The 24,055-nt window shown below is 57.7% G+C and carries 27 protein-coding genes and 1 tRNA gene; 18 read left to right on the forward strand and 10 right to left on the reverse strand.

All coding sequences use genetic code 11. The features are described 5' to 3' along the window. Positions 1–972, forward strand: coding sequence for an XdhC family protein (locus K0F88_RS17810; protein WP_094471632.1), 972 nt, complete (start codon positions 1–3; stop codon positions 970–972). Between the two features lie 118 nt (positions 973–1,090). Here the strand turns inward: K0F88_RS17810 and K0F88_RS17815 are convergent, their stop codons facing one another. Beyond that, positions 1,091–2,374, reverse strand: coding sequence for an FAD-binding oxidoreductase (locus K0F88_RS17815; protein ID WP_219095903.1), 1,284 nt, complete (start codon positions 2,372–2,374; stop codon positions 1,091–1,093). 183 nt (positions 2,375–2,557) lie between these two features. Between K0F88_RS17815 and K0F88_RS17820 the strand changes: the two genes are divergently transcribed. Next, positions 2,558–2,634 (forward strand) — tRNA-Val (locus tag K0F88_RS17820). A 451-nt stretch (positions 2,635–3,085) separates the two neighbouring features. Here the strand turns inward: K0F88_RS17820 and K0F88_RS17825 are convergent. Next, positions 3,086–4,651, reverse strand: a complete 1,566-nt coding sequence (locus K0F88_RS17825; RefSeq protein ID WP_094471635.1) for a PAS domain-containing methyl-accepting chemotaxis protein — start codon at positions 4,649–4,651, stop codon at positions 3,086–3,088. Positions 4,652–4,842: 191 nt separating this feature from the next. On the opposite strand from K0F88_RS17825, the gene K0F88_RS17830 reads away from it, so the two are divergent. Beyond that, positions 4,843–5,037: a hypothetical protein gene (locus tag K0F88_RS17830; RefSeq protein WP_094471636.1), complete on the forward strand. Its 195-nt coding sequence runs from the start codon at positions 4,843–4,845 to the stop codon at positions 5,035–5,037. Positions 5,038–5,104: 67 nt separating this feature from the next. Here the strand turns inward: K0F88_RS17830 and K0F88_RS17835 are convergent, their stop codons facing one another. Beyond that, complete coding sequence (locus K0F88_RS17835) at positions 5,105–5,857, reverse strand: carbonic anhydrase (protein WP_219095905.1); 753 nt, start codon at positions 5,855–5,857, stop codon at positions 5,105–5,107. Positions 5,858–6,400: 543 nt separating this feature from the next. Between K0F88_RS17835 and K0F88_RS17840 the strand changes: the two genes are divergently transcribed. Continuing rightward, entirely contained in the window at positions 6,401–6,856 is a 456-nt protein-coding gene (locus K0F88_RS17840; protein ID WP_094471637.1) for a DUF2214 family protein, read from the forward strand. Positions 6,857–7,042: 186 nt separating this feature from the next. Here the strand turns inward: K0F88_RS17840 and csrA are convergent, their stop codons facing one another. Beyond that, positions 7,043–7,237 (reverse strand): carbon storage regulator CsrA, encoded by a 195-nt coding sequence (gene csrA / locus K0F88_RS17845; protein ID WP_007938114.1) that lies wholly within the window; start codon positions 7,235–7,237, stop codon positions 7,043–7,045. A 250-nt stretch (positions 7,238–7,487) separates the two neighbouring features. Here csrA and K0F88_RS17850 point away from each other — a divergent pair, with 250 nt between their 5' ends. Next, positions 7,488–7,853: a penicillin-binding protein activator LpoB gene (locus K0F88_RS17850; RefSeq protein WP_094471638.1), complete on the forward strand. Its 366-nt coding sequence runs from the start codon at positions 7,488–7,490 to the stop codon at positions 7,851–7,853. Positions 7,854–7,953: 100 nt separating this feature from the next. After that, complete coding sequence (locus tag K0F88_RS17855; protein WP_094471639.1) at positions 7,954–8,865, forward strand: siderophore-interacting protein; 912 nt, start codon at positions 7,954–7,956, stop codon at positions 8,863–8,865. Positions 8,866–8,923: 58 nt separating this feature from the next. Here K0F88_RS17855 and K0F88_RS17860 read toward each other — a convergent pair whose 3' ends face one another. The 3 genes from K0F88_RS17860 to K0F88_RS17870 form a co-directional block, all read right to left on the reverse strand. Then, positions 8,924–9,613, reverse strand: coding sequence for an endonuclease (locus K0F88_RS17860; RefSeq protein WP_010455967.1), 690 nt, complete (start codon positions 9,611–9,613; stop codon positions 8,924–8,926). A gap of 4 nt (positions 9,614–9,617) precedes the next feature. Beyond that, a complete protein-coding gene (locus K0F88_RS17865) occupies positions 9,618–9,908 on the reverse strand; it encodes a DUF1654 domain-containing protein (protein WP_042932723.1) in 291 nt (96 codons plus the stop codon). A 169-nt stretch (positions 9,909–10,077) separates the two neighbouring features. Next, complete coding sequence (locus tag K0F88_RS17870; protein WP_219095907.1) at positions 10,078–11,166, reverse strand: asparaginase; 1,089 nt, start codon at positions 11,164–11,166, stop codon at positions 10,078–10,080. Positions 11,167–11,513: 347 nt separating this feature from the next. Between K0F88_RS17870 and K0F88_RS17875 the strand changes: the two genes are divergently transcribed. From K0F88_RS17875 to K0F88_RS17910, 8 genes are all read left to right on the forward strand, one after another. After that, positions 11,514–11,951, forward strand: a complete 438-nt coding sequence (locus K0F88_RS17875; RefSeq protein ID WP_094471642.1) for a hypothetical protein — start codon at positions 11,514–11,516, stop codon at positions 11,949–11,951. A 188-nt stretch (positions 11,952–12,139) separates the two neighbouring features. Then, a complete protein-coding gene (locus K0F88_RS17880; RefSeq protein ID WP_219095908.1) occupies positions 12,140–13,096 on the forward strand; it encodes a sugar ABC transporter substrate-binding protein in 957 nt (318 codons plus the stop codon). A gap of 55 nt (positions 13,097–13,151) precedes the next feature. Next, complete coding sequence (locus tag K0F88_RS17885) at positions 13,152–14,705, forward strand: sugar ABC transporter ATP-binding protein (RefSeq protein ID WP_219095910.1); 1,554 nt, start codon at positions 13,152–13,154, stop codon at positions 14,703–14,705. Continuing rightward, positions 14,702–15,679, forward strand: coding sequence for an ABC transporter permease (locus K0F88_RS17890; RefSeq protein ID WP_010455954.1), 978 nt, complete (start codon positions 14,702–14,704; stop codon positions 15,677–15,679). The genes K0F88_RS17885 and K0F88_RS17890 overlap by 4 nt, the downstream gene beginning before the upstream one ends. 3 nt (positions 15,680–15,682) lie before the next feature. Further along, entirely contained in the window at positions 15,683–16,702 is a 1,020-nt protein-coding gene (locus tag K0F88_RS17895; protein WP_219095912.1) for a LacI family DNA-binding transcriptional regulator, read from the forward strand. 24 nt (positions 16,703–16,726) lie between these two features. Beyond that, positions 16,727–17,644: a ribokinase gene (gene rbsK, locus K0F88_RS17900; protein WP_219095914.1), complete on the forward strand. Its 918-nt coding sequence runs from the start codon at positions 16,727–16,729 to the stop codon at positions 17,642–17,644. Beyond that, complete coding sequence (gene rbsD / locus K0F88_RS17905; protein ID WP_094471648.1) at positions 17,641–18,045, forward strand: D-ribose pyranase; 405 nt, start codon at positions 17,641–17,643, stop codon at positions 18,043–18,045. Before rbsK ends, rbsD begins: the two co-directional genes overlap by 4 nt. A 43-nt stretch (positions 18,046–18,088) precedes the next feature. Beyond that, a complete protein-coding gene (locus tag K0F88_RS17910) occupies positions 18,089–19,117 on the forward strand; it encodes a nucleoside hydrolase (protein ID WP_219095917.1) in 1,029 nt (342 codons plus the stop codon). Between the two features lie 32 nt (positions 19,118–19,149). Here K0F88_RS17910 and K0F88_RS17915 read toward each other — a convergent pair whose 3' ends face one another. Further along, positions 19,150–19,362, reverse strand: a complete 213-nt coding sequence (locus K0F88_RS17915; protein ID WP_094471650.1) for a hypothetical protein — start codon at positions 19,360–19,362, stop codon at positions 19,150–19,152. Positions 19,363–19,494: 132 nt separating this feature from the next. Here K0F88_RS17915 and K0F88_RS17920 point away from each other — a divergent pair, with 132 nt between their 5' ends. Next, on the forward strand, positions 19,495–19,800 hold the full coding sequence (locus K0F88_RS17920) for a hypothetical protein (RefSeq protein ID WP_094471651.1): 306 nt from the start codon (positions 19,495–19,497) through the stop codon (positions 19,798–19,800). Between the two features lie 167 nt (positions 19,801–19,967). Beyond that, positions 19,968–20,288, forward strand: a complete 321-nt coding sequence (locus K0F88_RS17925; RefSeq protein WP_219095919.1) for an I78 family peptidase inhibitor — start codon at positions 19,968–19,970, stop codon at positions 20,286–20,288. Between the two features lie 72 nt (positions 20,289–20,360). Here K0F88_RS17925 and K0F88_RS17930 read toward each other — a convergent pair whose 3' ends face one another. Next, positions 20,361–20,573 carry a cold-shock protein gene (locus K0F88_RS17930; RefSeq protein ID WP_007905882.1) on the reverse strand — a complete coding sequence of 71 codons (213 nt, stop codon included), beginning with the start codon at positions 20,571–20,573 and terminating at the stop codon, positions 20,361–20,363. A gap of 290 nt (positions 20,574–20,863) precedes the next feature. After that, positions 20,864–21,166 (reverse strand): hypothetical protein, encoded by a 303-nt coding sequence (locus K0F88_RS17935; RefSeq protein WP_094471653.1) that lies wholly within the window; start codon positions 21,164–21,166, stop codon positions 20,864–20,866. Between the two features lie 373 nt (positions 21,167–21,539). Here K0F88_RS17935 and thrS point away from each other — a divergent pair, with 373 nt between their 5' ends. Then, positions 21,540–23,462, forward strand: a complete 1,923-nt coding sequence (gene thrS, locus K0F88_RS17940; RefSeq protein WP_010455934.1) for a threonine--tRNA ligase — start codon at positions 21,540–21,542, stop codon at positions 23,460–23,462. Next, positions 23,462–24,013, forward strand: coding sequence for a translation initiation factor IF-3 (gene infC / locus K0F88_RS17945; protein ID WP_176469887.1), 552 nt, complete (start codon positions 23,462–23,464; stop codon positions 24,011–24,013). The genes thrS and infC overlap by 1 nt, the downstream gene beginning before the upstream one ends. Positions 24,014–24,055: the final 42 nt, after the last annotated feature.

A 24,055-nucleotide genomic window follows, 5' to 3' on the forward strand; every position in this document is an offset into this window, starting at 1 on the left:
ATGCAGCATCTCGATCTGCAAGTCGTGCGCCGGGCGCTGCAATGGTCGATGGCCGGGCAGCGCATCTGGCTGTGCACGGTGCTCGCCACTTATGGCTCGGCGCCGCGTGCGCCGGGCTCGTTGCTGGCGGTGAACAGCGACGGGCATTGGATCGGTTCGCTGTCCGGCGGCTGCGTCGAGGAAGACTTTCTCGAACGCGTCGCCGAGGGGGCGTTTGTTGATGCAGTCAGCATCGTTCGTTATGGCGAAGGCGATGATCCGCGTTCGCGCGTGAGTCTGCCCTGCGGCGGCGTGCTCGATGTGCTGGTGGAGAAGCTTGAGCCCGAGTGCGAGGTGCAGGCTCATCTGCGGGAGCTGGAGTCGGCGTTGCTCGGCCAGCGGCGGCTGATCCGCGAGGTTGATCTCGCCAGCGGTGCACGCAGTCTGTTCACTGATCGTGAGCAGGGCGTGCGCATCGAACGTGAGATTGACCGGGTGCGCGTGCGGATCGGCGCAGCTCAGCGCTTGCTGTTGGCGGGGTATTCCAGCGTCGCCCAGGCGTGCGCGGAGTTTGCGGTTGGCCTCGGGTTCGAGGTGATTCTCTGTGATCCGCGCGACGAGGTGCTGGAAGGCGTCGTGCTGGAAAACGTCGAGATTCGCCGTCAATTGCCGTCGGTGTTCATTGCTGACGGCGGCTGCCACAGCGACACCGCCGTGGTGGCCTTGACTCACGATCCACGCATCGACGATTTGGCGATGATGGAAGCCGTGCGCACCGAGGCGTTTTACATCGGTGTGATGGGTTCCCGGCAGACCTCGCAGAAGCGCTTCGAGCGATTGCGCAGGATCGGTGGTTTGGGAGACGCGGAGCTGGCGCGTATTCATGCGCCCATCGGGCTGAACCTGGGCAGCAAAACCCCTGCGGAAATTGCCCTCGCCGTACTCGCCGACATCCTGCGAATCCGCAGCGGCATCGCACGGGATCGGCTCTAAAGCCATGCGCTGATCCCTGTGGGAGCCGGGCTTGCCCGCGATGAGGCCATCACATTCGATATCTGTGTTGACTGACCCTCCGCGATCGCGAGCACCCGCAGTGGTTTTGCAGTGTCAGTCAGTACCCGAACTTGTCCCGCAACCCGTAATACCACGCACCCAGCGCGGCAAACGGTGTGCGCAGCAATTGCCCGCCGGGGAACGGGTAGTGCGGCAGATCGGCAAACGCGTCGAAACGCTCAGCCTGGCCACGCAGCGCTTCGGCCAGCACCTTGCCCGCCAGGTGCGTGTACGTGACGCCGTGGCCGCTGCAACCCTGGGAATAGTAGATGTTGTCGCCGATCCGTCCGACCTGAGGAAGGCGCGACAGGGTCAGCAGGAAATTGCCGGTCCAGGCGTAATCAATCTTCACGTCCTTGAGTTGCGGAAACGCCTTGAGCATCTTCGGCCGAATGATGGCTTCGATGTTTGCCGGATCCCGCGCGCCATAGACAACACCGCCCCCGAAGACCAGGCGCTTGTCGCCGGTCAGACGGTAGTAATCGAGCAGATAATTGCAGTCCTCGACGCAGTAATCCTGCGGCAACAGACGCTTGGCCAATTCATCGCCCAAAGGCTCGGTGGTGATGACCTGAGTGCCGCAAGGCATCGACTTGGCCGCCAGCTCCGGCACCAGATTGCCGAGATATGCATTGCCGGCCACGATAATGAACTTGGCCCTGACCTTGCCCTGTGGCGTATGCACCACCGGATTTGCGCCGCGCTCAATGCGGACCGCTGGCGACTGCTCATAAATAGTGCCGCCCAGCGACTCGACCGCGGCCGCTTCGCCCAACGCCAGGTTCAGCGGATGAATGTGACCGCCGCTCATGTCGAGCATGCCGCCGACGTATTGCTCGCAGGCCACCATCTCACGGATGCGCTTTTGATCCAGCAACTCAAGCTGCGTATGACCAAACCGTTCCCAAAGACGTTTCTGCGCTTCCAGATGGCCCATCTGCTTGGCAGTGATGGCGGCGAAAACGCCGCCATCCTTCAAGTCGCACTGGATATTATATTTGGCCACCCTCTCACGAATGATCCGCCCGCCCTCAAACGCCATTTGCCCCAGCAACTGAGCCTGCTTGGGACCGACACTGCGCTCGATCACATCAATGTCGCGGCTATAACTGTTAACGATCTGCCCGCCGTTACGGCCAGAAGCGCCAAAACCCACCTTGGCGGCTTCCAGCACCGTGACCTTGAAACCGTTCTCCAGCAAAAACAGGGCAGAGGACAGACCGGTGTAACCGGCACCGATCACGCAGACATCAGTCTCTACGTCATCCTGTAAGGCCGGGCGCGGCGGAACCGCATTGGCCGACGCGGCGTAATAGGATTCGGGGTAGGGGGTGTTCGCCATCCGGCTGCCTCTGTTTAATATATTTTACGAGTGCATCGATCCTACCCGAGTTAAAAATCGACCGCCAGCCACCGGAAAATCTTCTTAACCACCGCGAAATTAAATATTTTGCATATTCATAGGGTTAGCTCGAAAAAAGGTGTTGACACCCCTCCGGAATTCCGTAGAATGCCGCCTCACAGCAGGCACGTAGCTCAGTTGGTTAGAGCACCACCTTGACATGGTGGGGGTCGTTGGTTCGAGTCCAATCGCGCCTACCAAACAAAATCCGCTCTGCTGGGCGGTCTAGAAGGGCTCACCGAAAGGTGGGCCCTTTTTTGTTGTCTGCGTTTTGCAATTCCAGCCGCTCACCGACAGACGGTATAGTTCAGTCAGCGAAATTGTTAAGGAGATCTTTGCTATGGATAAGGCATTTCGAAATCCGATGTTTCTAACCGGCATCCCGCTGGCAATCTGCGGATTCAGCTTTGGCTTGAGCGGTCTATTAAACGAAGCTACGTTCGGTTACATGGCGCCTGGGTTGCTCATTCCGGGCCTCGCTTTTATGTTGATCGGCTGGATGCAGAGGAATAAGAGAGCTTCGGCCGTAGCGCACGTGCCCATACGCATACACCACAGCCAATCTTGAGCATCGAGCAGATAACTGACTTAAACAGCAGGATTGATCATCCTGCTTTTTCTATTTCGATCCCCGATCAGTAAGAGCAGGGCTTATCGGTTAAAGCGCTCAACCAGCGAATACTGAGTTTTAGCCGTCTGTGTTAATTCCTTAGTCACCTCGGCGGAATGCCTGGCCTGCTCAGACGTCTGATCGGCGAGGGTTGCGATGGTGGTGATGTTGCGACTGATTTCCTCTGCGACGGCTGATTGCTCTTCAGTCGCGGCCGCTATCTGGGTTGTCATATCGGTGATGTTGGCGACGGCTTCGCTGATGCCGATCAGGGCTTTATCGGCCTCCAGCACCCACGCAACGCCTTCTTCGGCCTGGCGCTGGCCGCTTTCCATAGTCTTCACGGCATTGTTTGAAGAGACCTGTAGCTTGGAAATCAAGCCGTGAATCTGGGTCGTCGACTCGGTTGTTCGTTGAGCCAATTGGCGCACTTCGTCCGCGACGACCGCGAAACCTCGACCCATTTCTCCCGCGCGTGCAGCTTCGATGGCGGCATTGAGTGCCAACAAGTTGGTTTGATCGGCGATGCCTTTGATCACATCGACGACCGTCCCGATTTCGTTACTGTCTTTGGCCAGTTGCGCGACGGTTTGGCCTGTCTCGCCGACCACATTGGAGAGCCGCTGAATGGCGTCACGCGTGTCACGGGCGACGTCGCGTCCACGGCCTGTCAGCACGTTGGCTTCCTGGGTGGCGTCGGCGGTGCGCTGGACGTGGCTCGCGACCTCTTGTGTGGTGGCTGCCATCTGATTGACGGCGGCCGATACCTGCTCGGTTTCGATTCGTTGGCGATCAAGTCCACGGGAACTGTCGGAGGCGAGGACGTCAGATCTCCCGGCCAGACCGGTGAGCTGCTCTGCGGTGTCTTGTAACCGCGTCAGGCAAGTCTTGAGACGTGATGCCTGGCTCACGAAGGCCGTTTCAAGACGCGCCTGATGACCTCGCTCGTCGCTGTACATTTGCGCAATCAATTGGTCGGAAGTGGAAGCCTCTGCCATTTCCAGCAGATGCAGTGCACCGCGCTTCTGCCGGCGCGAAGCAATCAGCCCCATCGGAGCCGATACACCTACGGCTACCAATGCTGCCAAGGGAGGGCTGAGGAAAACACCGCCCAAAGTCCCCGCTAAACCCATGGCCAGGAACGGCAGCCAGTCCATCAAGACGGGTTGCCATTTGTCGCTGCCAGGAACTGCTGACTTGCCCCGGCTGATTCGTTTATAGAGGGCCTCGGCGCGGCGGATTTGATCGATGCTCGGTTTCACCCGGACCGACTCATAACCAACGACTTGGCTCCCTTCAAAAATGGGCGTGACGTAGGCGTTGACCCAGTAGTGGTCGCCGTTCCTGGAGCGATTCTTGACGATACCCATCCAAGGGTTGCCTTGTTTGAGGGCACTCCACATATGGGCGAATATGGCGGATGGCACGTCAGGATGACGAACGATGTTTTGAGGGGCGCCTATCAGATCTGACTTGTTGAAACCGCTGATTTCTACAAAGGCGTCGTTACAGTAAGTAATGACCCCTCGTGAGTCCGTTGTCGAGATGAGTTTCTGTTGAGGTCCAAGGGCAACCTCACGTTGTGTAACGGGTTGATTATTTCTCATCTGTGTTGCTCCTATGCCCTGAGCTAGAGACATCGGCAAGAATTTGCAAAAGGTTAACGAGTCCTTGGAAATGAACCTGTCGTGCGTCGGAAAGTTTATGTGCCGGCGCGTTTGCGTTGGTCTCCAGCGACTGAGGTTGTCTGCGATTCAGGCGTAAGATACCGGTGCTACCTCACCAAAAGGAGCCGCATATGATCGCCGACCAAATGAACAAACAGGCGTCCGAGGATAAGGCTGTTTGGGATCAATACTTCTGCGCTGCGTTGATTGCGGAAAGCAATCTGACGGCCCCGGTTGTCGGGGGGGCTACTCACGAAGACAGGCAAAACCTGTTGATTGAAAGGGCCAAGGCGCTCGCTGACAAGATGATGGAAAACCGAAAATGATCAGAGCCCAGCCACGCGCTGGGCTCTTCACAACGGGCGTCTCAGTAACAGGTATGCGCCTGTCGGATCAGGCGATCAGGTCTACTTTGCCGCTCGCCAGGCGATAAATGCCGCCCACTATTTTCAACTTACCTTTGCCGAGGGCATCAGTCAGTAGTGGCGAGGCATTTTTGAGACGCTTGACAGAGTCTTTGACATTTTGCGCGACAGCGTTGTTAGGAAGATCCCCTGGCTCCTTGAGCACTGTCTCAATAGAAGCCTTTAATGCATCAGTCAGTTTTGGGATGTGGCCAGGGAAAACAGTGTGATCTTTTACTGCCTTTATCCCCGCGTTGATGGCGCCGCAGTCTTCATGCCCAAGCACGAGGATCAGTGGTGCGCCGAGCACTGCAATACCGTACTCAAGGCTTGCCAATCCCTCGTCGGTGACGAAGTTGCCCGCCACACGTATGGCGAAAAGGTCTCCTCGAGCCGTATCAAAGGCGTATTCGGGGGCGATGCGCGAGTCAGAGCAACTGAGCACCGCCACGAACGGGTTCTGACCGGAGACCAGGGCTTCTCGTTCGTCCTTGAAGTCATGAGTCTTGGAGGTGCCGGAAACATACCGTTCATTTCCCTCCATTAGCCTTTGCAGGGCCTGGTCGGGACTGATTGAGTTTTGCGGTTTTGGCGCAGATGCCGTTTTCTCGGCAGCGTGGAGGACTTGATTGGGCAGGGCGCCAGCCAGTAACAGAGCGCCTGCTCCGAGTCCGGCTAATCGAAGGAACTTTCGGCGATCATTTTCGGTTTGAATCGGGTTTGAATCACACGATTTACACATGGCTGTGTACTCAGGTGAAAAGGAGGGAGTTGCTGTCAAAATCGAGTGCTCAAGGAACCTTCAGCACTGGTGTGATGGAGTCTAGACGGTCTGTAACGTTATATTTCTTGCGCTGTTTCGAGATTACTTTTTTTGGCGCGCGCTGTCTTGGTGCTACTGGATGTTCGTCTAGGAACCATAAAAATAGTGTGGATATTTAATGAGTTACGATTATTATTAACCAGATAGTGATCTAAAATATATTGTTACAGATGAGCCGTTGAGCTATTATCGCCCCGCGTTCACCACCACGGTTTATGCATTTTTAAGTCCCAAGCGTCCATCAGCTGCTTGGGATTTTTTTTTGCCTGAGATTTGTCCTGGTTCGCTCGAACATCACAAAGACACATCAGCCGCTGCCTTCGCTCTGAATAATTCGCCTGTATGCCGTGCCGCTTCTATGGAGAAGCGCGGAACGCCTCCTGTGCAAACCCGGGCGAATCCCGGTTTTTTGGACTACTACTGACTGGCCAAACTCAAACTCAGTCTGATGGGAGTCTTTAGATGCTGGTTCACTGGTCGCTTGCGGCAATTCACCTGCTGGCTTTCGCCTTGGGGTTCTGGGCTGTACTGACGCGGGGAACCGCATTCAGCCGTCTGGCGGCCGGGGCGGGAGAGGCTCGCCGTGTGTTGATGGCCGATAATCTGTGGGGGATCTCTGCCGTCATCCTCCTGGTCTCCGGTGGGATGCGGGCCTTCGGTGGGTATGAAAAAGGTACGGATTACTACCTTCACCAACCTTTGTTCCATCTCAAAATGACGCTCTTCGTTTTGATCCTGCTGCTTGAGGTCGCGCCAATGATCACGCTGATCAAATGGCGGATCGCGCTGAGCCGTGGCGCGGCGATCGATACCGGGCGCGCGAAGCTGTTTGCACGGATCAGTCATGTCGAGGGGCTGCTGGTGTTGTTGATGGTCGTGGCGGCCACGGGCATGGCGCGCGGCGTGACGTTTGGTTAGCCGAGTCTGATCACGTTCTTCCTCGGGGATAATCCGAAACGTCTGACAGTCAGGGCAGGGGGCGTGCCGTTAATATCGGCTTCACGTTTTAGGCAGGAAGGGGCGAACGGATGGCGATACGACGCTTGAATCTTTAGCCAGCCGTTGTCCGGGACTGAACGGGCTGGCTACTGACTGCAACAGGATTCAGGGAGTTTGCGGCTTGTCTGGAGCGGTCAGGCCAGCCTGAATGCGTTGGTAGATTTCTTCGCGATGCACTGCGACGTCTTTCGGCGCGTTGATGCCGATGCGAACTTGCTGGCCGCTTACGCCCAGAATGGTGATCGTAATGTCGTCACCGATATTTATGCTTTCACCGACTTTGCGGGTGAGTATCAGCATGGTCTTCTCCTTGATTGCTTTGTAGGGCACCTGATTCGAACAGTGCAGAGGTCGGTGGTATGTATAGATTAGTGCGAAGTCTCACGGTTTGGGTGCCTCTTTCTGACGCGCAGATGCTGCATTAATTCCCAAGGCGTAACTATACAGAGGCCGCAACCATCATTCTCGTTGTTTTGCGCCCATTTTGCGGCACTCGGGAAGTATTCATGAATGCTAAAATCGCCGCTTTCAGCATTCAGAGGGACACGTTGTGCGCAAAATGGTCTTGGTAATCGCAGTACTGGCACTGGTTGGATGCGATCAAGGTAAGGGCGTTGATGCTCAAAAGCCGAAACCGGCAGTCGTTTCCGCACCTGCGGCAGTCACCGGGCCGCAATGGGATGTTGAAGTGCGAGGCGAAACGCCCCAGGCTGTCAGCGACTTGAGCGGCTGGCTGATCGAACACAGCTTTGTGTCCAGCATCGTCAAGGAAAACGGCAAGACCCGGATTCTGCTCGGACCATTCAATTCGAAAGCCGAGGCCGAAGCCAAGCAGGCCGAGGTGGCTGCGGCGCTTACCCGGGCCAAGAAACAGAACATCGAAGTGCTGGTGCTTGAGCGTCCCGCAGCCCAGTAACAGCCGTTTTCGCGCAAGCCTTCTGTCGAAGCCCCTTAAAGGGGATCCACATTGACTCGTCTCTAAGCGTGTCACTGTCGATTCCCAGAAGGAGCTCTCCATGGCCTCCGCCACCCCTTACAAAATATTCGACGCAGTCCTGGCGCACAAAAAGACCCTCAGCCCGCATTTAATGCGCGTGACCCTGGCCGGTCCGATGGTCACCGAAATGGCCACCTGGGCGCCGGATCAGCGCGTCAAACTGTTCTTTCCAGCCGAAGACGGGTCGCCTGCCAGCCTGGCCCATGACCAGTATTGGTATGCGCGCTACCGTTCAATGCCGGCCAACCAGCGTCCGGCAATGCGCACTTACACCATCCGGCATCTGCGGGCCGAGCAAGGCGAAGTGGACATCGACTTCGTATTGCACGGTGAAACCGGTCCGGCCTCCCGTTGGGCAATCCGGTCGGTAGCGGGCGAGCCAATCCAGATTGTGGCACCTGATCGTCAGTTTTCAGCGCAAGACGCGGGAGGTTTCGAATGGAAGCCGCCTCACACGCTCAAGCATCTGTTGCTGGTGGCCGATGCCACGGCATTGCCCGCCGCGCTCGGCATTCTGGACGAGATGGCTGCCTTGGCCGAGCCGCCAACGACTCAGGCATTTTTCGAGGTGGACAGTGCAGAAGAGGCATTGCCGGTTCCTGAATGGCCAGGGCTGTCAGTGCGGTGGCTGGTCCGGGATCATTCCAGCGGTAAGGCGGCAGGTGCGCTGATAGTCGAAGCGGTCCGTCGGGCGGAGCTGCCGGTGACTTCTTCACAGGCTCACGAAACAGTGGAGCTGGCCGAGGTTGACGTCGACAAAGAGACTCTCTGGGAAACCTCCGACTCGACCGGTAACGGTTTCTACGGCTGGATCGCCGGGGAAACGGTGGCCGTGATGAGCCTGCGCAAGTACTTGATCAAGGAGCGCGGCATCGCGCGCGAGTCACTCAATCTGATGGGTTACTGGCGCTGCAACAAAAGCGGCGGATAGAAACGTAAAAAGGCCTCGGGCATAAATACCCGAAGCCTTTTTGGTTTTCTGCGGTCGATCAGCCGCAGGCTTTCATGTCCACAGGCCCGACAAACTCGTTGCCGCGACCCATCACGCACGCCACGCTCTGGTTGCGCTGACGTTCCCAGGCTTCAACCGGATAGGTCTTGTTCCACGCATCGTACAGTTGGCGATCCTGTTTCGACAGGCGCAAACCGTACTGTTTGCTCATGTAAAAATACGTCCGGGCGATCATTCCGCGAATGGAAGGGCGGGGCATGACCTTCTTCGCCTTGAAGTCGACCTGGGTCAGGCACGAGCCATATTGACCCGATTGCACCGGCAGCCAACCGAAACTGAAGTTACTGCGATCACCGTTCACCTCGCCGATGCTCGGCACCAGGTTGTGCAAATCAGCCTCGGCCTTTTGATAGACCGGATCGTAGCGCGTGCAGTTCTTGCGCCCGCCTTCTTGCCAGCACTGACGCTGATGGCCGATCTGCCAGGCGGGAACGATGTGCTCCCACTCAATGCGGGCAGCGCGCTTGGCATTCTTGCGGGGTACATACCCACAGGCTGCGAGGTTGACCTTGTTGCCGGTGTATTTGCAGCCGCAATAGAACTCGGTGGATTGCGGCGCGTACAGCTTCCAGGCAACTTTCTTGGCTTCGTTGAAGGTGCGGGGGGCGCCAGCCTGGGCGCCTAGGGTGATGAACAGAAACAGCAGAGCAAACCAGCGGACACTCATTGACTCAATCTTCCTTCGGCACAACCCAGAAAATCTGCACGCCGCCATCGTCGCGATAGGCGAGGGTGACGTTGTCGTTCTCATCAATTTCTTCGAGCAATTGCTCCCACTCATCCACAGGTTCGTCCGGTAAACGGAAGATCAGTGCGGCTTTGGCTTTCTGAGCGGTGGGGGAATTGATGATTTTCTGAACACGTATGCCCATGCGTTGATAGGCATCAGGAGAAGCAGAGGTGGAGGCCACGGAATTATCCTTATTAAGCTGTACGTGCATACAGTATTTAACTGTAGGCATTTTCGCAACTGCTTAAAATTCAAGAAAATCCTCTGACAGCAGTTTTTTCCGTTTGGTGTAGGAAGAAGGGAAAATTTTTATCGGAGTATCGGACAGGGTATGAACCACTCGCCCAGGCTGGCGAGTGGAGAATGCAGTGCCCGACCGGAATCGGTCGGGCGAGGGCGAATCAGTATTCCCAGAACATCCGTTGCAGCTCTTTGCTGTCGTTGGTCTTGGTCAGCGCGACCATGGCCAGGATGCGGGCTTTTTGCGGGTTCAGGTCATGTGCCACGACCCAGTCGTACTTGTCGTCAGGCTGTTCGGCATTGCGCAGGACGAAACCGCCGGCGTTGACGTGGGACGAACGAATGATTTGCACGCCGTCCTTGCGCAGGGCTTGCAGCGCAGGGACTACACGCGAAGAGACCGAACCGTTGCCAGTGCCCGCATGGATGATCGCTTTGGCGCCGGATTGAGCCAGTGCCTTGTAAGCGGTGTCGCTGACGTTGCCGTAGGAATAAGCGATTTCGACGTCAGGCAGGCTCTTGATGGTTCTGATGTCGAATTCCGAATCCATGGTGTGACGCTTGGCTGGCAGGCGGAACCAGTAGGATTTGCCTTCAACCACCATGCCGAGCGGACCCCAGGCACTTTTGAATGCCTCGGTTTTGATGTTGATCATTTTGCTGACGTCGCGACCCGACTGGATCTCATCATTCATGGTCACCAGCACGCCTTTGCCTCGGGCTTCTTTGCTGCTGGCGACGGCGACGGCGTTGTACAGGTTCAGCATGCCGTCAGCCGACATTGCGGTGCCCGGGCGCATGGAGCCGACGACGATGATTGGCTTGTCGGTTTTCTCCACCAGGTTCAGGAAGTACGCGGTTTCTTCCAGGGTGTCGGTGCCGTGGGTGATCACGATGCCATCGACGTCTTTACTGTCGGCCAGTTCGGCGACGCGACGACCCAGTTGCAGCAGGTTGTCGTTGGTGATGCTTTCCGAGGCGATCTGCATGACCTGTTCGCCGCGAACGTTGGCCAACTGGCTGAGCTCTGGAACCCCGGCGATCAGTTGCTCGATACCGACTTTCGCCGCCTGGTAGGTCGCGCTGTTAGCAGCGCTCGCACCGGCGCCGGCAATGGTGCCGCCGGTGGCGAGGATCACCACGTTGGCCAGTTTCTGTTGGGTTTCGACTTCTTTTGCCTGAAGAGCGGTAGGCAGGAGCAGCAGGAGGGCCAAAGCGCCCGGAATAAAGGTGTTGAAGGCAGATTTCATTATTTTCTCTCTAGTAGTGAGACGGTGCTGATGCAAGTTCATCTAGATACGCCCCAGGCAGATCTGAACGCTTGGGGTCTAGGTGAAGAGCAGGATCTGTACCAGCCCTACGTTGAATGAGAAAAACTTTTAACTGGATGATTTATATCAATATTTACCCAATGGGTTACCCGCGTTAAACAGTCTCGTGTCCGGGTTTCCGAATAAGTTGAGGTTTCGCGTTCGGCTCTCCGAAAAGGACTACGACCTCTGGTGAACTCATCGCCTTGCCAGATAGAAAATCAGTGCTAAAGAAACCCGCGCACAGGTCGATGCCTCTTCAAGGGATTTTTTTTCCGGGAGTGCACATGTCTTTTTCTGTCGGTTTTCCAAATGCGGGCGCAATCACCATTGGTGGCAAGACACCGTCGACGATCAATGCCTTGAGCGAAGCGACGGAAGAGGCGTCGACACCGCTGACTGGAAAAGAAGAAAACCAGGTCAGAACCGGAGGGGCTGCTCAGGACGAAAGCAAATCCGAGAGCAAAAGCAGCCAGAGTATTGTGGTTCAGGTGTTGCTCAAGCGTATGCAGGAACTGCAACAGCAGCTGCGCGAACAACAGCAGCAACTGGCGGCCGCTCAGGCAGCGTCCTATCCAACCGAGGAGGCCAAAGCCACAGCCGTCATGTCGATCCAGGGGCAGATCGCCGCCACTAGTGGCGCGCTGGCGCAAGTCTCCGGGAATCTGGTGAAAGAACTGGCCAAGGGCTCCAGTACGGGTGGTCTGGTCAGCACGACTGCGTGATGGGGTGGGTTGGTTTTTGCCAGCCGAGACACAAAACAGGTCGTTGACAAATCACAGCAGGGTTCGCATAGTTCGGTCTACGCAAACGTTTGCGCGCTATTCTTGATGGCTCGGTCCCTCGACGGACGCCATGAAGCTTACGCCAGCGCAAGCGTTGCTCACAATAATCATAAGATCGGAGTGAACCCATGAAGCTGCCATTCGCTGGACGTCTTCTTGCTGTCGCTATGCTGGCCGCCGCATCCGCCGCGCTGCCTGTCTGTTCGGCATTCGCCGAAACCCCTGAAAAACCCAAAGTCGCGCTGGTCATGAAGTCCTTGGCCAACGAGTTCTTCCTGACCATGGAAGACGGTGCCAAGGCGTATCAGAAAGACCATTCCGGCGATTTCGAACTGATCTCCAACGGCATCAAGGACGAAACCGATACTGCGGGCCAGACACGCATCGTCGAGCAAATGATTCTGGCCAAGGTCAATGCGCTGGTCATCGCGCCGGCTGACTCCAAGGCCATGGTTCCCGTGATCAAGAAAGCCATCGATGCCGGTATCACCGTGATCAACATCGATAACCAGCTCGATCCGGCTGTGGTCAAAAGCAAGAACATCACCGTCCCGTTCGTAGGCCCGGATAACCGCAAAGGCGCACGTCTGGTCGGCGAGTATCTGGCCAAGCAGCTGAAGGCCGGTGACGAAGTCGGCATCATCGAAGGTGTGTCCACCACCACCAACGCCCAGGCCCGCACCGCAGGCTTCAAAGACGCGATGGAAGCGGCGCAGATCAAGGTTGTTTCGTTGCAGTCCGGTGACTGGGAGATCGACAAGGGCAACAAGGTTGCCGCCTCGATCCTCAGCGAGTACCCAGACGTCAAAGCCCTGCTGGCCGGCAACGACAGCATGGCCGTCGGTGCCGTTTCCGCTGTGCGTGCGGCAGGCAAGGCTGGCAAGGTGCAAGTGGTCGGTTACGACAACATCAACGCCATCAAGCCAATGTTGAAAGACGGCCGGGTCCTGGCGACCGCTGACCAGTTTGCCGCCAGGCAAGCCGTGTTCGGTATCGAGACTGCGCTGAAAATCATCAAGGGCGAGAAGGTCGACAGCGGCGCCAACGGCGTGATCGAAACGCCGGTAGAACTGGTCACCAAGTAACCCTTCTGGCGACACAATGGTGCTCGCCCGACCGGGCGAGCGCATGGAGAGTTTTATGTCAGTTTCCGCCCCGAACGCTGTCCTCTCGGTCAGCGGCATCGGCAAGACCTACGCCCAACCCGTCCTGACCGGCATTGACCTGACGCTGATGCGCGGTGAGGTGCTGGCGCTGACCGGCGAGAACGGCGCCGGCAAAAGCACACTGTCGAAAATCATTGGCGGGCTGGTCACGCCGACCACCGGCCACATGCAATTCCAGGGGCAGGAATACCGCCCAGGCAGCCGCACCCAGGCCGAAGACCTGGGCATCCGCATGGTCATGCAAGAACTCAATCTGTTGCCGACCCTGTCGGTGGCGGAAAACCTGTTTCTCGACAATCTGCCCAGCAATGGCGGCTGGATTAGCCGCAAACAACTGCGCAAAGCCGCGATCGAGGCCATGGCCCAGGTCGGGCTCGATGCGATCGACCCGGACACCCTGGTCGGCGAACTCGGCATCGGCCATCAACAAATGGTCGAGATCGCGCGCAACCTGATCGGCGATTGCCATGTGCTGATCCTGGACGAACCGACGGCCATGTTGACCGCCCGTGAAGTCGAGATGCTGTTCGAGCAGATCACTCGCCTGCAAGCGCGTGGGGTGTCGATCATCTATATCTCCCACCGGCTCGAAGAGCTGGCGCGAGTGGCCCAGCGCATTGCGGTATTGCGTGACGGCAATCTGGTCTGCGTCGAGCCGATGGCCAATTACAACAGCGAGCAACTGGTCACGTTGATGGTCGGCCGTGAACTCGGCGAACACATCGACCTGGGGCCGCGCAACATTGGCGCTCCCGCCTTGACGGTCAAAGGGCTGACTCGCTCGGACAAAGTTCGCGATGTGTCCTTTGAAGTCCGCGCCGGTGAGATCTACGGGATTTCCGGATTGATCGGGGCAGGGCGCACCGAGTTGCTGCGTCTGATCTTCGGTGCCGACACGGCGGACAGCGGCACCGTCGCGCTGGGTTCGCCGGCTCGGGTGGTGAGTATCCGTTCGCCGGCCGATGCGGTCGGTCACGGCATCGCCCTGATCACCGAGGACCGCAAAGGCGAAGGCCTACTGCTGACTCAATCGATCAGCGCCAATATCGCGCTGGGCAACATGCCGGTGATCTCCAGTGGCGGCATCGTCAATAACGCTGACGAAATGTCCCTGGCCCAACGTCAGATTGACGCCATGCGCATCCGCAGTTCGAGCCCGACGCAATTGGTCTCCGAGCTGTCAGGTGGTAACCAGCAGAAGGTCGTGATCGGCCGTTGGCTGGAGCGTGACTGTTCGGTAATGCTGTTCGATGAACCAACCCGCGGCATCGATGTGGGCGCCAAATTCGACATCTATGCGTTGCTCGGTGAGCTGACCCGGCAGGGCAAAGCGCTGGTGGTGGTGTCCAGCGATCTGCGTGAACTGATGCTGATTTGCGACCGGATCGGCGTGTTGTCGGCGGGGCGCCTGATCGACACCTTCGAGCGCGACAGCTGGACCCAGGATGACTTGCTTGCTGCCGCGTTCGCCGGCTACCAAAAACGTGATGCGTTGCTCAACGAAGCAGCGCCTAGGGAACTTCCATGAAAACTGCATCTTCTGCCGGCAAACGTAGTGGCAATTTCTACGGCCTGGGCACCTATCTGGGCCTGGCCGGTGCCTTGCTGGCGATGGTTGCGCTGTTCTCGGTATTGAGCAGCCACTTCCTGTCCTACGACACTTTCAGCACCCTGGCCAACCAGATTCCCGATTTGATGGTGCTGGCGGTCGGTATGACGTTCGTGCTGATCATCGGCGGTATCGACCTGTCGGTCGGCTCGGTATTGGCGCTCGCGGCGTCGGCCGTCAGCGTGGCGATTCTCGGCTGGGGCTGGAGCGTCTTGCCTGCAGCGCTGCTCGGGATGGCGATTGCGGCATTGGCCGGGACCATCACTGGATCGATCACCGTGGCGTGGCGAATTCCGTCGTTCATCGTGTCCCTCGGCGTGCTGGAAATGGCCCGTGGCGTGGCGTATCAGATGACCGGTTCGCGCACGGCCTATATCGGTGACGCCTTCGCCTGGCTGTCCAATCCGATTGCCTTTGGCATCTCGCCGTCGTTCATCATTGCCTTGCTGATCATCATCATCGCCCAAGCCGTGCTGACCCGTACCGTGTTCGGTCGCTACCTGATCGGCATCGGCACCAACGAAGAAGCGGTGCGTCTGGCAGGGATCAATCCAAAACCCTACAAGATCCTGGTCTTCAGTCTGATGGGGCTGCTGGCCGGTATTGCCGCGCTGTTCCAGATTTCCCGTCTGGAAGCGGCGGACCCGAATGCCGGCTCCGGGCTTGAGTTGCAAGTGATCGCCGCCGTGGTGATCGGCGGCACCAGTTTGATGGGCGGCCGTGGTTCGGTGATCAGCACCTTCTTCGGGGTTCTGATCATTTCCGTACTGGCGGCGGGCCTGGCGCAGATCGGCGCGACCGAGCCGACCAAACGCATCATCACCGGCGCGGTGATCGTGGTGGCGGTGGTGCTTGATACTTATCGCAGTCAGCGCGCAAGCCGGCGGACCTGAGTCATGGCAACGATCAAGGATGTAGCGGCACTCGCGGGGATTTCCTACACCACGGTTTCCCACGTGGTGAACAAGACCCGGCCGGTCAGCGAAGAGGTGCGCATCAAGGTTGAGGCGGCGATCAAGACCCTGGACTACGTGCCGAGCGCTGTGGCCCGTTCTTTGAAAGCCAAGACCACGGCGACCATCGGTTTGCTGGTGCCCAACAGCCTCAACCCGTACTTCGCCGAGCTGGCGCGGGGCATTGAGGATTACTGCGAGCGTAACGGCTATTGCGTGATCCTCTGCAACTCCGACGACAACCCGGACAAACAGCGCAGTTACCTGCGCGTGCTGCTGGAGAAACGCATCGACGGGCTGATCGTGGCCTCGGCCGGTGGCGACGCGGGGCTGGCAGAAGGTCTCGCCGGCGTGCGCACGCCGATGGTCATCGTAGACCGCGGGCTGGAAGGTGTGAACGCGGACCTGGTGCGTATCGATCACGAATACGGCGCCTACCTGGCCACCCGGCATCTGCTGGAACTGGGTCACCGGGACATCGCCACCATCGGTGGCCCGGCAGGTACCAGCGTGGCGCAGATGCGTCTGGCCGGTTATTGCCGAGCCTTGCAGGAGGCGGGGGTGGAAGTGCATCCCGAACGCATGCTGGAAAGTGACTTCACCAGCACGGGCGGTTACAACGCCGCCGCGATTCTGCTGGAAAAGAACCCGCCCAGCGCGATCTTCGCCGGCAACGACATGATCGGCATCGGCGTGTTGCGAGCGGCTGCCGAGCGCAATGTGCGTGTACCGACCGAGCTGTCAGTGATCGGCTTCGACGATATCCAGATGAGCCGTTATGTCTACCCGGCGCTGACCACTGTGGGCCAGTCGATCCTGCAGCTCGGTGAGATGGCAGCCGAGGTTCTGTTACGACGAATCGCAACACCCGACATGGCCACCGATCAACGGATCGTGACCCCCAGTATTGTCCTGCGAGAATCGACTGCGCCGCTTGCCGGTGTGTTCGACGAATACCGCTGAAACCGAATTGACGAGTAGTGATGTATGCCAGCAAAAGTAGTGGTGATAGGCAGCCTGAACATGGACCTGGTGACCCGGGCTCCACGGTTGCCCCGTGGCGGTGAGACGCTGATCGGGCAGTCGTTTGCCACGGTTTCCGGCGGCAAGGGCGCGAACCAGGCGGTCGCGGCGGCGCGGCTGGGGGCCCAGGTGTCGATGGTCGGTTGCGTCGGCAGCGATGCTTACGGTGAAGAACTGCGCGGGGCGCTGTTGGCCGAGCAGATCGACTGCCAGGCCGTCAGCACTGTCGAGGGTTCCAGCGGTGTGGCCTTGATTGTGGTCGATGACAACAGCCAGAACGCAATCGTGATCGTCGCCGGTGCCAATGGTGCGCTGACGCCACAGGTGATCGACCGGTTCGATGCCGTGTTGCAGGCGGCGGACGTGATTATTTGTCAGCTGGAGGTGCCGGATGCCACGGTGGGTCATGCCCTCAAGCGCGGCCGTGAGCTGGGCAAAATCGTGATCCTCAACCCGGCGCCGGCCAGTCGTCCGCTGCCAGCGGATTGGTATGCGTCCATCGATTACCTGATTCCCAATGAAAGTGAGGCCTCGGCTCTGAGCGGTTTGTCGGTTGACTCCCTTTCGTCCGCCGAAACCGCCGCAACCCGGTTGATCGCGCTGGGCGCCGGTAAGGTCATCATCACCCTGGGTGCTCAAGGGTCAATGTTCGCCAACGGCACAGGCTTCGAACATTTCCCGGCACCGAAGGTGAAGGCTGTCGATACCACGGCGGCCGGCGATACCTTCGTCGGCGGTTTTGCTGCCGCGCTGGCGTCCGGCAAAACCGAAGCTGAAGCGATCCGTTTCGGCCAGGTCGCTGCGGCGCTTTCAGTTACCCGTGCCGGCGCGCAACCCTCTATTCCCACCTTGTCCGATGTACAGGCGTTCAAAGCACCATGAAAAAGACACCTTTGCTCAACGTCGCGCTGTCTCGGCTGATCGCTTCCCTGGGGCACGGCGACATGGTCGTGATCGGCGATGCCGGCCTGCCCGTACCGCCGGGCGTCGAACTGATCGACCTGGCCCTGACCCAGGGTATTCCGGATTTCGTCAGCACCTTGAACGTCGTGCTCAGCGAAATGCAGGTTGAGCGCCATGTGCTGGCCCAGGAAATTCTGGACAAGCAACCACCCGCCTTGAGCTCGCTGGATGAGCTGAACGCCAAAGGCGCGCTGGGCCAGCGTGAGCTGCTCAGCCATGACCAATTCAAAGTCCTCAGCCGTCAGGCGCGAGCGATTGTTCGTACAGGCGAATGCGCGCCGTACTGCAACATCGTGCTGGTCTCGGGGGTGACGTTCTAACGCGCTGTACTCAAATTTGTTCCCCACGCACAAGGAGTGCGATATGCACCGCTATGCTCAGAAACTGCACCACCTGCTTCGGAGTCTGCTGCTTTTGTCCCTGATTACTGCAACGAGCGCCCAGGCGGCGGAAAAGATCGACTTGATCATCGACACCGATCCGGGTGCCGACGATGTCGTCGCCTTGCTGTTTGCGTTGGCGTCGCCGGAAGAACTGAATATCCGAGCGCTGACGACCGTCGCTGGCAACGTGCGTCTGGACAAGACTTCGCGCAATGCGCGACTGGCCCGTGAGTGGGCAGGGCGCGAGGAGGTGCCGGTCTACGCGGGCGCACCGAAACCGTTGATGCGCACGCCGATTTATGCCGAGAACATCCATGGCAAGGAGGGTCTGTCGGGCGTCACCGTGCACGAGCCGAAGAAAGGCCTGGCTGAAGGCAATGCGGTCAATTACCTGATCGACACGTTGAAGGCCGCCAAGCCCCACAGCATCACCATCGCCATGCTCGGTCCACAGACCAACCTGGCCCTGGCGCTGATCCAGGAACCTGAAATCGTTCAGGGCATCAAGGAAGTGGTGATTATGGGCGGCGCGCATTTCAACGGCGGCAACATTACCCCGGTGGCCGAGTTCAACCTGTTCGCCGACCCGCAGGCTGCGGAGGTGGTGCTCAAGAGCGGCGTGAAGCTGACGTATCTGCCGCTGGACGTGACCCACAAGATTCTCACCAGTGAGGCGCGCCTGAAGCAGATCGCCGCAATTAACAATAACGCCAGCAAGCTGGTGGGCGACATTCTCAATGAGTACGTCAAAGGCGACATGGAGCACTACGGTATTCCGGGTGGCCCGGTGCATGACGCCACCGTCATCGCCTACCTGCTCAAGCCTGAATTGTTCACCGGTCGTTCGGTCAATGTGGTCGTTGATAGCCGCGAAGGCCCGACCTTCGGTCAAACCATCGTCGACTGGTATGACGGCCTGAAAGCGCCGAAGAACGCGTTCTGGGTGGAAAGCGGCGACGCCCAGGGGTTCTTCGACCTGCTGACCCAGCGTCTGGCTCGTCTGAAGTAAACCATGCACCCGCAGGTGCCAGCCTGCGGGTTTTAAGCCCGCTCGTTCTCTGTCAGGCCCATATAGTCGGCGGGGTATTTTTCGAATATCTGCGCGATGAATTTCCTGGCGGCTTCAGTTCCCAGTTCCTTGACCAATAGATCGATGCCAATGATTGCGAACTCTTCCGGGCTGCCCGGGCTGTAAGAGCTGTGACCCTGCGGCCACTTGACGGTGATGTTGGCGTCGATGCTTATGGTGGACATGATGGCGCTCGTGAAGTCGGGAAAGTCTGAGTGTCGAGTTAACCATTTTGCGCGGCGTTTGGCTCTCCGACTTAGGCATGAGAAGAGGGCTATGCGACACTTGGTCTTTGACGAATTTTCAAGGACAGCGCTGTGCAGATCGATTTGAACACACCCGACGGCTTGACCCTTGAGGCGGTGCGCCAACTGCTGGCCTCTGCCAGTGATGATGAACACACGCAGCTGCGGGTGACCAAGGGCGGAATGGCCTACATTTCATCAGGTGTTGTAGGCGGCACCGATATCAGCGGGCTACTGTTTCGTCTGGAGACGTGGGCCAAGGGTTCCGGTTATGTAGGATTGGTCGCGGCCAGCGACGAGGTCTGGGTCATGCAGATCTTCAATGCGCTGAAAGAGAATTGGCCGAATCCGCCGTTCGATTACATCGACGTCTATTGAGGGCTGTTCATATTCAGTCACGATTGAGTGATGAACGACTGGGCGCGGCTCAGGCAAACTCGCCGCTCGCGCGGTTCGAGGGCAGGGTGGTGGCACTCACCTTGAAACCAAATGCCGGATTGGCGGTCGCAAGATCTCAGCTTAACTATTGGAAATAAGGAGGCTTCATGCCTTGGAAGCTCGCGTCATTGGGTACTTTGTTCTCCGTCACTCTGTTGGCTGGTTGCAGCAGCACGCCTTCCGAGTCGGCAGCAGGCCCTGAAGCGACGACTGACACAGGTCACAGCCGTTGTGAGGCAAAGGCAGCCGAATTCGCCATCGGCAAAGCGGCTTCGCCCGCGCTGCTGGAGCAGGCACGTACGCGCGCAGGTGCACAGAACGCACGGTTCCTGTCGCCTAACGATATGGTGACGCTGGAATACCGCTCCGATCGCTTGAACCTGAACACCGATGCCAGCCGGGTGGTCACCCGCGTCAACTGCGGCTGATCGCTTCAGTCTTTTGCTTCGCCCATAAAAAACCCCGTCACATGGACGGGGTTTTTTTAGTGCGGCTGAAAATTACTCAGCGCGGACTTGTGCAGCTTGCATACCCTTTTGGCCTTTCTCAGCCACGAAGGAAACGGTCTGGCCTTCTTTCAGGCTTTTGAAACCGTCGCTTTCGATAGCTTTGAAGTGTACGAACAGGTCGTCACCGCCACCTTGAGGAGTGATGAAGCCGAAGCCTTTTTCATCGTTGAACCATTTAACGGTGCCGGTTTGGCGATTAGACATGGTGTATCTCCAAGAAACATATATTTTCAGTAGTGCTGTGCTGCTCAGGCCAACTGGGCACACCGGGGTATCATAGTCGAAATGTTCGCTTTGGGAGCCCCCCGGACGTGCTGTTTGCCCTGCAGTCGCGTTCCGTTTGCTGCTTGATGTAGCTGAAAGCCCCGTTTTACAAGGCTTCCAGCCGAAAGTAAAGACGATAAAAAAACCTGTAAAACCTGCATAAATTGTACGAAAAGGCTCAAATGCAGCGCTTTTTATCAGTGATAAGTCGAGTCAAAAGGACTTTTTTGTCACTTTTTCGCCGGTACATTGGCCTTGCATTTGGCTATCTGACCCAGAGCTTTCTGCTGCAATTCCGGGCTGGCCTTATTGTCCATCAATGCCTGGATGTCAGCCGCCGGATAAGACTTGATCGAATCAGCGCCGCAAGCACAGTGAGCCTTCGCTGCTGCAGCACCGATCTGCGGAGTGGCCGCTTCTGTGCACTGAGCCATGTATTTTTCGCGCTCGCCCTTTGGCCAGTCGGCATGGGCGGCCAGTGGCAGCAGCAAAACAATGGGGGCGACTACTGCGAACAAACGATTCAGACGCATGCTGGGATGCTCCTTGTGGGTCAATGTCTTGTTATCTGAGGGGTAAAGCGGTGTTCAAGTTCAGCACTCTGGCATAAATTGCATGATTAGCCCCAGCACAAAGCCTCGTTGCATCGACGACCGTTCATCTGTGCTAGCATGCCTCGCTCGGGCTTTTGCAGGCTCCGGATGACCTTCAGTCCCGGTGGCGGCAACGGCGCGAATAACCCTGATTTGAATCCCAGTCACTCTGGTTCGGTTTTCCGGTTGGCCGCAAGGCTCCTGCCGCTGTAAGGCAGGCGTTCGTCATTGAATGGCCTGGATCGGATCTTGTACTGGCTCATCCCAACCCACGTGACCTTTGGTAGGGGTCACCACTAGGAGAGGAGGCGCCATGCCAACTATTACTCTTCCCGACGGCAGTCAACGTTCATTCGATCACCCGGTTTCCGTAGCCGAGGTCGCCGCATCCATTGGTGCAGGTCTGGCCAAGGCCACCGTGGCCGGCAAGGTCAATGGCAAGCTGGTCGACGCCAGCGATATCATCGACAGCGATTCCACGCTGCAAATCATTACGCCAAAGGATGAAGAGGGGCTGGAGATCATTCGCCACTCTTGCGCCCACCTGGTTGGCCATGCGGTCAAGCAGTTGTACCCGACGGCCAAGATGGTCATCGGTCCGGTCATCGACGAAGGCTTCTATTACGACATCGCCTTCGAACGTCCTTTCACCCCGGACGACCTGGCTGCGATCGAACAGCGCATGCAGCAGCTGATCGAAAAAGATTACGACGTGATCAAGAAAGTCACTCCGCGAGCCGAAGTGATCGAAGTGTTCAAGGCCCGTGGCGAAGACTACAAGCTGCGCCTGGTCGAAGACATGCCGAACGAGCAGGCCATGGGCCTGTACTATCACGAAGAATACGTCGACATGTGCCGTGGTCCGCACGTGCCGAACACGCGTTTCCTGAAATCCTTCAAGCTGACCAAGTTGTCCGGCGCCTACTGGCGTGGCGATGCCAAGAACGAGCAATTGCAGCGCGTTTACGGCACCGCATGGGCGGACAAGAAGCAGCTGGCGGCTTACATCCAGCGCATCGAAGAAGCTGAGAAGCGCGATCACCGCAAGATCGGCAAGCGCCTTGGCCTGTTCCACACCCAGGAAGAGTCGCCGGGCATGGTGTTCTGGCACCCGAACGGCTGGACTTTGTATCAAGTGCTCGAGCAGTACATGCGCAAAGTACAGCGCGACAACGGCTACCTGGAGATCAAGACTCCGCAAGTCGTTGACCGTAGCCTGTGGGAGAAATCCGGGCACTGGGCCAACTACGCTGACAACATGTTCACCACGCAGTCGGAAAACCGCGACTACGCGATCAAGCCAATGAACTGCCCTTGCCACGTGCAAGTGTTCAATCAGGGCCTGAAGAGCTACCGCGAGTTGCCGATGCGTCTGGCCGAATTCGGTGCTTGCCACCGTAACGAGCCATCGGGTGCGCTGCACGGCATCATGCGCGTGCGTGCATTTACTCAGGACGATGCCCACATCTTCTGTACTGAAGAGCAGATGCAGGCCGAATCCGCCGCTTTCATCAAGCTGACGATGGACGTTTATGCCGACTTCGGCTTCAAAGACGTCGAAATGAAGCTGTCCACTCGTCCGGAAAAACGCGTCGGTTCCGACGAGCTGTGGGATCGCGCTGAAGCTGCGTTGGCTGCAGCCCTTGATAGCGCTGGCTTGCCTTACGATTTGCAGCCGGGCGAAGGTGCGTTCTACGGTCCGAAGATCGAGTTCTCGCTGAAAGATTGCCTCGGCCGTGTCTGGCAGTGTGGTACCCTTCAGCTCGATTTTAACCTGCCTGTCCGTCTGGGAGCCGAATACGTCTCCGAAGACAACAGTCGCAAGCACCCGGTGATGTTGCACCGGGCGATCCTCGGATCCTTCGAACGTTTCGTCGGAATCCTGATCGAGCACTACGAGGGTGCATTCCCCGCGTGGCTGGCTCCGACCCAGGCAGTGATCATGAATATCACTGATAAACAGGCCGATTTTGCCGCCGAGGTCGAAAAAACCCTCAACGAAAGCGGATTTCGTGCCAAGTCTGACTTGAGAAATGAAAAGATCGGCTTTAAAATCCGCGAGCATACTTTGCTCAAGGTTCCTTATCTCTTGGTTATCGGAGATCGGGAAGTCGAGATGCAGACTGTCGCTGTGCGTACTCGTGAAGGTGCTGACCTGGGCTCGATGCCCGTCGCCCAGTTCGCTGAGTTTCTCGCGCAAGCGGTTTCCCGGCGTGGTCGCCCAGATTCGGAGTAATTACTATTAAGCGTGAAATGAGACAAGATAAACGAGCTGCACCGAAAGCCCCGATCAACGAGAATATCTCGGCACGCGAGGTTCGGTTAATTGGGGCTGAAGGTGAACAGCTTGGGATTGTGTCAATTGAAGACGCGCTTCTTAAGGCTGAAGAGGCCAAGCTGGATCTGGTGGAAATTTCCGCCGATGCAGTACCCCCTGTTTGCAAACTGATGGACTACGGCAAATCGATCTTCGAGAAGAAGAAGCAGGTTGCCGCAGCCAAGAAAAACCAGAAGCAGATTCAGGTTAAAGAAATCAAGTTTCGTCCAGGGACGGAGGAAGGGGATTACCAGGTAAAACTGCGCAACCTGGTACGTTTCCTGAGTGATGGGGACAGGGCCAAGGTATCCTTGCGATTCCGCGGCCGTGAGATGGCCCACCAGGAGCTGGGGATGGAACTCCTCAAGCGAGTTGAAGGTGACTTGCTCGAGTACGGTTCGGTCGAACAGCATCCTAAGATGGAAGGACGCCAGCTGATCATGGTCATCGCCCCGAAAAAGAAGAAGTAATCATCAGGGCACGGCAGGCCTTCTGATTATGTTTATCAACTG

Origin of the sequence: Pseudomonas sp. UMAB-40, from assembly GCF_900095275.1 — a bacterium.
In the GTDB taxonomy this organism is placed as follows: Bacteria; Pseudomonadota; Gammaproteobacteria; order Pseudomonadales; family Pseudomonadaceae; genus Aquipseudomonas; species Aquipseudomonas mandelii_B.